Annotated in this window: 10 protein-coding genes and 2 pseudogenes; 2 read left to right on the top strand and 10 right to left on the bottom strand. The window is 30.7% G+C overall.

Going from position 1 to position 7,335, the window contains the following annotated elements; all coding sequences use genetic code 11:
- Window positions 1-18: 18 nt before the first annotated feature.
- Complete coding sequence (argR, locus tag DT250_RS30365) at window positions 19-468, bottom strand: arginine repressor (protein ID WP_078203857.1); 450 nt, start codon at window positions 466-468, stop codon at window positions 19-21.
- A 392-nt stretch (window positions 469-860) separates the two neighbouring features.
- Between argR and fosB the strand changes: the two genes are divergently transcribed.
- Entirely contained in the window at window positions 861-1,268 is a 408-nt protein-coding gene (gene fosB, locus DT250_RS30360) for a metallothiol transferase FosB (RefSeq protein WP_149214291.1), read from the top strand.
- Between the two features lie 75 nt (window positions 1,269-1,343).
- On the opposite strand, the gene DT250_RS30355 is transcribed toward fosB, so the two are convergent.
- The 7 genes from DT250_RS30355 to DT250_RS30325 form a co-directional block, all read right to left on the bottom strand.
- Window positions 1,344-1,616: a hypothetical protein gene (locus tag DT250_RS30355; RefSeq protein WP_097877539.1), complete on the bottom strand. Its 273-nt coding sequence runs from the start codon at window positions 1,614-1,616 to the stop codon at window positions 1,344-1,346.
- Window positions 1,617-1,636: 20 nt separating this feature from the next.
- Window positions 1,637-2,317, bottom strand: a complete 681-nt coding sequence (locus DT250_RS30350; protein WP_098292120.1) for an autotransporter — start codon at window positions 2,315-2,317, stop codon at window positions 1,637-1,639.
- 157 nt (window positions 2,318-2,474) lie between these two features.
- Window positions 2,475-2,879 carry a GRAM domain-containing protein gene (locus DT250_RS30345; protein WP_098292121.1) on the bottom strand — a complete coding sequence of 135 codons (405 nt, stop codon included), beginning with the start codon at window positions 2,877-2,879 and terminating at the stop codon, window positions 2,475-2,477.
- A 24-nt stretch (window positions 2,880-2,903) separates the two neighbouring features.
- Window positions 2,904-3,287, bottom strand: a complete 384-nt coding sequence (locus DT250_RS30340) for a disulfide bond formation protein B (RefSeq protein ID WP_255450547.1) — start codon at window positions 3,285-3,287, stop codon at window positions 2,904-2,906.
- A 63-nt stretch (window positions 3,288-3,350) separates the two neighbouring features.
- On the bottom strand, window positions 3,351-3,770 hold the full coding sequence (locus DT250_RS30335) for a thioredoxin family protein (RefSeq protein ID WP_098210643.1): 420 nt from the start codon (window positions 3,768-3,770) through the stop codon (window positions 3,351-3,353).
- Window positions 3,767-4,342 carry an ATP-binding cassette domain-containing protein gene (locus tag DT250_RS30330; RefSeq protein WP_149214290.1) on the bottom strand — a complete coding sequence of 192 codons (576 nt, stop codon included), beginning with the start codon at window positions 4,340-4,342 and terminating at the stop codon, window positions 3,767-3,769. The genes DT250_RS30335 and DT250_RS30330 overlap by 4 nt, the downstream gene beginning before the upstream one ends.
- Window positions 4,343-5,014 carry an ABC transporter transmembrane domain-containing protein gene (locus tag DT250_RS30325; RefSeq protein ID WP_149214289.1) on the bottom strand — a complete coding sequence of 224 codons (672 nt, stop codon included), beginning with the start codon at window positions 5,012-5,014 and terminating at the stop codon, window positions 4,343-4,345.
- Here DT250_RS30325 and DT250_RS30320 point away from each other — a divergent pair.
- Window positions 4,911-5,183 carry a response regulator transcription factor gene (locus tag DT250_RS30320; RefSeq protein ID WP_370513137.1) on the top strand — a complete coding sequence of 91 codons (273 nt, stop codon included), beginning with the start codon at window positions 4,911-4,913 and terminating at the stop codon, window positions 5,181-5,183. The genes DT250_RS30325 and DT250_RS30320 overlap by 104 nt on opposite strands.
- Window positions 5,184-5,569: 386 nt before the next feature.
- Here DT250_RS30320 and DT250_RS30315 read toward each other — a convergent pair.
- Window positions 5,570-6,430, bottom strand: a pseudogene (locus DT250_RS30315) (IS4 family transposase); the annotation flags it as partial.
- Between the two features lie 66 nt (window positions 6,431-6,496).
- Window positions 6,497-7,335: pseudogene (locus DT250_RS30310) on the bottom strand (penicillin-binding protein); the annotation flags it as partial.

Below are 7,335 nucleotides of genomic sequence, written 5' to 3'. Positions count from 1 at the left end.
TAGACACAGTTTTTTTATCTACATAATTAATTTCAATCTCTCTTCTAAAACCTTCCTATCAGATTGTGATTTTGAAATTACAAGACATGTATCATTTCCACAAATACATCCTACTTTTTCTTTCCAATCTAAAGAATCTAATAAAACACCTATAACATGAGCATTACCCGGTAAAGTTTTAATAATCGTTAATTGATTTACATAATCAATCTTCACGACAACTTCTCCCAACTTTTTCTTTAACATCATATCAGTTTGTAAACTATTTTCTGTGAAAACCTTGTATATAGTTAATCCATTTGAAGTGATTGTCTTTATTAAATTTAATTCATGAATATCCCGCGAAATAGTAGCTTGTGTTACTACTACCCCTTGTTCTTCTAACAATTCTACTAATTTCTCTTGTGTATCTATTTCATACTCTCTCACCAATTGTTTAATTAGCCTTTGTCTTTTTTCTTTTTTCATAAAAGACGCCCCTTATATCATTATAGCTTTATTATATCTTGCTATAAATTTCATTCGAAAGAGACAAAGGAGAATATTGCGGAAACGTTCATAGTTTTGAGTGCTTTACGTCTCTCTATATAACAACAATTTTAAATTTCTGCATTTTTATCATATTCTAGAATACGGGGTATCACCACATATCCATCAACTTAAGAATTTTCTTTACCCCCAAGTGTTAAAAAAACGCCATCCTTTCCTATAAGGAAACAGAAAGAATAGCGTATTTTTTCATTTTAGAGAGGATTTTATTTTATTATCTTGATAGTAATAGGTCTGTACTCCTAGTAGAAAAATGCCTTTTTAATTATAATGTAATATATAACTTAATCAATTAATAAGGAGAATGTAGCATGGGACAAAGTATTAATCACATTTGTTTTTCAGTCTCAAATCTAGAGAAAGCTATTGGGTTTTATCAAAATATACTTCAAGCAAAATTATTAGTAAAAGGTAGAAAGTTAGCTTATTTTGATTTAAATGGTTTATGGATTGCTTTAAATGTTGAAGAAAGTATACCAAGAAATGAAATTCAGCACTCATACACACATATAGCTTTTACTGTAACAAATAATGAATTTGATTCTTTAAAAGAAATATTAATTCAAAATCATGTTAATATCTTACCTGGACGAGAGAGAGATGACCGAGATAAACGGTCTATTTATTTTACAGATCCAGATGGTCACAAGTTTGAGTTTCATACTTATAAAGATATTTTGCTTTTGATTGCTATACTTTGCGTAGGGATCTTCTCATGAAAAAAAAGACACCCCCTTGAGTGCCTTCATCGTAGACCATTTTACTTTTAATAATTAAACTTTAAGCATTTTTTTCTATAGATTTTGATAGTATGTACAATAAAATTCATTTAACTTTAATACAGTATATAGTACTTCTTCCGGATCATTTTTTTCGAGCATTTGTGTTATTGATAAATAATACAACCTAGTATTTAATTGTTTCAATTTCATAGTCATTCTTAAACCTTTCAGTTCATCTAACATTAAATGATATCTTTTAACATCGTCAGGATTACTAGGGGTGTGTTGTTTAATAATATGCTCACAATCTAGAATCAACTTTATAAATTCATAATCAGTTTCCATAATGTCCTCCTAGAAAGATTTCATTGTAGCCAATTGTTATTTACGTTATTAATCCAATATTGAATTGCTCCACCTTTTCTATATTCTTGCACTATATCTGTTCCATTAAGATATTGAGTTTGGGGGGCTGTTAATCCTTTAAGCATTCTAATACCTTTTGGCACTTGAATTTTATATACCGTATTAAGTGGATTTCCCCATGCTTCTAATACGGCTAATTCATTTCTGGTTTCTTCAATACTTCTCGCTTTATCCCCCCACCAATAACCAAGACCATACTTAGACTCTGGTTCTCCAGATTTACTTCTTCTATATAGTACAAGTGGCTGATTGGTCTCCACAATTTCTATTTTCAACTCTTTAAACGCTAAAATATCTGAATTCGTTCCTTTGAAATCAAAATTTGAAAAACCAAAATGACGTATTATTTCTCTCTTTAATGTCGCACGTTCCATTATGCTTAGATTTAAACTATCTATTCTGTCTAAAGTTAGGTTAACCTCTTTAATTGACCAACTATTAAAATCACTATCCTTAATGTAACTAATTTTTTCTTCTACATTAGTATTATCATTAAAAACATTAACAATTTGATCAATTTTTTTTAAGTCCGTGTTATTTGTCTCCGCATGTATATTAGACAAGGGGGATAATAATCCGAATAAAACTAAAAGTAGTGTAATAGAAAGATATTTTTTCATATTATGTAATTGACTCCTAACAATATAATGTTTTTAGATTTTAATATACAAAACAAACGGGCTGGATTTTAAGCTTAGCAGCTCATCAGCCCGTTTATAAAGCGTTCTTGCTTGCGTAGTTCACATTTAATTCTTTTTTAGTGATGATTAGGATTTACTAGTTTGACATATACTTAACTTTTTCAAAAAATTCTTTTAAACGTACAAATTCCTCTTTATCTCCACGTGTCGAAAAAACATCTTGATCTTCATGGGAAACGGCAATAGCTGGAATCGTTTTAAAAAGGGCAAAAGCTTGTTTTTTTTCTTTTATTTCATTAATTTTATGGAAGGGTATCTGTAATGAAATAGGTAGCTTGCCAAACACTTCACTATAAAATAATAATTGTCGTTCTGTATATGCTAAAATCCCTTGCACAGGAGTAGAATTTCCATTTGGTACACCGACTAATCCAGATATACCATTTTGCATTTCATAATAGGTTGTAATCATACCTTGTAAGCTCTCATTGGAATTCATTTTTTCTTGAAACTCTTTCATTGCATGCTCTTTTAAACTCATATCAACATCTCCTTAAATTAAAATCTATTTTTGATTTTTTACTAGAAAAGAAATACTAAATAATAATAGAAAAGCTAACATTGCTAAAAAAGGTATTGTTATAAATTTCAAAAAAACAAAATCAATCGCTGAGCAGTCTTCATATAAATGACAAAAGGCACTCTTTGTTTGCGTCATTTGTATAATGTATTGATATAAAGATATTACTAAGCCTATTCCTGAAAAATACTTGATATACTCATTTGCATTAGAATGTCTTTTAATTAAAGATACAAGACAAATTATAAATATAGGGTATAAGCATATCCTTTGATACCAACATAAACTACATGGAACTAAATTCATAATTTCACTTAAAAACAAACTACCTACTGTTCCAATGAACGATACCATTGTCACAAAGAACATATAGTTATTATAACGTATCAATTTCATAATTATCACCCATTTTTCTCCATCTTCTAAATAGAATTACTTATCATTATGATCATTTAAAAATTGGTTTAATTTTTTTTCTGTAATAATTTGATTGCTTAGACGAGCATCCTCTTTTCCATTTTTGTAGTGAATTAACATTGGAGTAGAATCGATATTGTGCTCAACAAAATAGTCTTTATGACTGTTCCTATTCTTAGACATTTCGATACTGTCTATTGTTATGTTTCTCTCTTTTATTACTTTATTCAAAGTTGGTTCTAACTCTTCGCATGCTGGACAACCAGTTCTATAAACATATAAGAAAAACGATTGATTACCATCTAATTTCTCCATATATTTTTCAAAACTCATATCTTTATATTCATGGTTATTATCAACTGATGAACTATACACATATATACCTATTCCAAAAGTCATTAAAATTACAATTAAAGATACAATGTATTTTTTCACAGATTTACACCTCTATTAAATTCAGATATTCTTTCTTTTGAAAAATCATATATTTGATCATAATAATCAAACAAGCAGGAATTATGATTAATAGAAATTACGCTTATATCCATATTTTTTAGGTTCTTCATAATCTTTAATGCATTCTCTTCGTCTACGTTACTTAGCACTTCGTCCAGAATTAAAACATCTGGTTTTTGTAGAATAGCTCTAGCTAAAGAAAGCCTTTGGGATTGCCCTAAAGAGAAGTTAGACGAATCCTCCATTACTGGGAAATCGTAGCCTTTATGTAGCCCATTAATAAAATCGTGAATACAAGCAGCTTTACATGCATTTACAATTTCATCATCACTAAATGCTTTCCCCAAAGTTAAATTTCCCCTTATCGTTCCAGGGATAAAAAAACGTTTATCATTTATATAGCAAACTTTTTCTCGAAGGGATTTTAAATTTATATCATTTATATCAATATCATTAACATAAATGGTGTTTTTAGATGTTTCTAGGAACCTAATTAAAAGCTTAGCTAACGTACTCTTTCCTGAACCACTTTTCCCTACAAAACTTACTATTTAATTTTCATTAATCTCAAATGAGAAATCTTTAAGTAATGGCTCTTCATTCTTATAATTAAAACTCAAATTATCTACTCTGATATTTTTTATTTTACCTTCTATGATTTGCCCATTATCATCGTCTTCTACAAGACTGGACTCTAAAATATCAAAGAATCTATCAGCAGCTATAATTGATTGTTGAATTTGAGGTTGAATACTGGCTATATGTTGTACAGATGTGAAGAAGAATGCTGACAATGATAAAAAAGTAATTAATGCTCCTGTTGTTAATTGTGAAGACATTACCTGTAACGCACCAACCCATAATACAACCATTGGAAAAATGTACTGAATTATATTTTTTAAATACAGACTATTGTTATTTGTATTTTGAAGCTTTAATACCTTTTTAATATATTCATCGACTTTCGATACACTCATTGCACTGATACTCTTTTCTTTACTCAAAGCCTTTATATTTTCAATACCATTTAACATTTGAATAAAGAATGAATTGACATTGGCATGCCCTTCCATTGCTTTTCTATTTTTATTTGATAAATTTTCAAAAAATAGATAGCAAATAATTGAATATAATAAAACTGGAATTAAAACTAATGCGAAAATTTTTCCACATTTAAAAAACTTTGATCGAGAAAAGTTTTTAACTTCACAAGAAAAAAGCATTTTACAATTGATGTCTGAGGGCAAAACCAATAAAGATATTAGTAAAGATCTTTTAATTAGCTCTCGAACTGTAGAAAACCATGTATCATCTATACTAAGAAAACTTGATGTTTCTTGTAGAGTAGGGGCGGTAGTGAAAGGAATTAAAAGAGGACTAATATCTATTTAATACATGTTAGTATTATTTTATTTGTTATATTGAGGTTAAAAAGTAATATGTGGATTATTAAAGGTTAATATAAAAAATTTTATTATATGTTCACTGAATATTTCATATGGTGAATTATTTAAGAGAACGATTTCATATTTATAACATTGTAAAAATATGAAATGTAACACTTTTGGTTCTATAAACACATCACAAATTGAAATTGTAAGTAAATGTGGTGTGTTTATAAATCAATAATATATTTTAATTCACTCAATATGATGTTATATGTTTTGTATGTTTTAGGAAGCTGAAATCTATTGATATATAAGGGATTATAGCACTTAAACATAACAAAAATGGTTGTAAAGATAACAAATTTGGTTATATGCTATAGGGTACCGCCACATGCCCATTAAACGTTTACTTTTATCCTTCATGACAATGCTTTTTTTCTTTTCATGTATCGCTTGGTTTTTCAGGCGTGTTTGCGTTTGATCATCGGTTAAATGATGGATAATGACACATGCTGGAAGCTTCTGATTTTGGCCAATGTATGCCTCGTGGATTTCTATTGTTTCACCAGGGATGAGATCCTACATCATTTGTGTCATATCAAGCTAGATGTATTCTGTTTGCTTTTTTAACGTACCGTTATTGAAGTATTCTGGGTCAGGGTTCTTGATATAAATGCGTATATTCAACTTCAACCGTGAGATATAGTAAATCTTTTTATCCTGAATGGTTTGTAAGTCTACTAAATCGAAGTAACCTAGATCACGTAAACACAAATCGCCTGCTTCTATGGTTTCAAGACAGATGGTACCATATGTTTTATCTTTATGCTTTCCTGGTCCAAGCTGCACGTTAATGAATTGACCGCTAAATAAATCATATTCCAATTGAATTTTCATGCCTGCCTTATTACTACTCCCACCTAAACCTTGATAGTCGGTGGCGAATTGACCAGGTAGTTGAAACACTCTTGCATCTAGAATACGTATACGATTGAAAGTAGAGATCATATGTGCAGAAAGTGAGTGATTTGAACAGAGTTTTTGTGTGAGAAGAGAAGTAAAAATTTCTCGAAGAAATGCTACGTGTTGACTAATCCAAATGCATAAATCGGCCAAATCTCTTGTGTCATACTTACTTTTACGTTTTACGAAACTTTTCTCCCGTAGGAGCTTTTGAAGGATACCTGGAGATAGATATCGCTTGAGTTCTTTAGCGAATAAATGAAACTCATATTGAATCGATAGCGTCATAAAAACGCAATCCTTTCTGTATATTTCTACAAAAAGGATTGCGTTTTTTAATTATATGATTACATATTATCCATTATTAGCTGGAGCCTCTCCTGTATTCCCATCATTACTTGGTGACGGTAGCGTTCCATGGTCATCCTCATTGTTTGGTGGTGTTGTATTCCCTTGGTCACTGCCACTTTTTGGCGGCGTTGTATTTCCTTGGCCATTACCATTGTTTGGTGGTGTTGTATCTCCCTGGTCACTACCGCTTTTTGGCGGCGTTGTATTTCCTTGGCTATTACCATTGTTTGGTGGTGTTGTATTCCCTTGGTCACTATCACTTTTTGGCGGCGTTGTATTTCCTTGGCTATTACCATTGTTTGGTGGTGTTGTATCTCCCCGGTCACTACCACTTTTTGGCGGCGTTGTATTTCCTTGGCCATTACCATTGTTTGGTGGTGTTGTATCTCCCCGGTCACTACCACTTTTTGGCTCACTTTGCTTTTGCTCTTCTTGTTTCTTTAATTCTTCTTGTTTCTTTTGCTTTTCTTTTTGCTTATTTTCACTCGGCTGTTCAGTCGTATTTTCTATTTTCGTATTTGGAGAAGAATCACGCTTCTCACCTTTAATACGTAATTCGCTACCTTCTTGAACTACACTGTTCGGCATTTTAAATTGTGACTTATCTGTAGCAAACTTACTCATCATTTCTTTAAAAATCAATTGAGCTATTTTCGTATTTTTACTACTAATGTAATCATCTTTACTATCCTTTGTATATCCGGTCCATACTGCCATCGTATATTGTGGTGTATACCCAGCAAACCAACTATCACGAGTTGCACTTTCTGGTAGATTATATTGTGCTATTTGTTCTAAAGAATAGTTTGTTGTACCTGTTTTACCCGCTATATCTAAAGAAC

This window comes from Bacillus sp. AR2-1 (assembly GCF_008368755.1).
In the GTDB taxonomy this organism is placed as follows: Bacteria; Bacillota; Bacilli; order Bacillales; family Bacillaceae_G; genus Bacillus_A; species Bacillus_A wiedmannii.
Note: the sequence above shows the minus strand (reverse complement) of the source record. Positions and strands in the feature narration are given on the sequence as shown.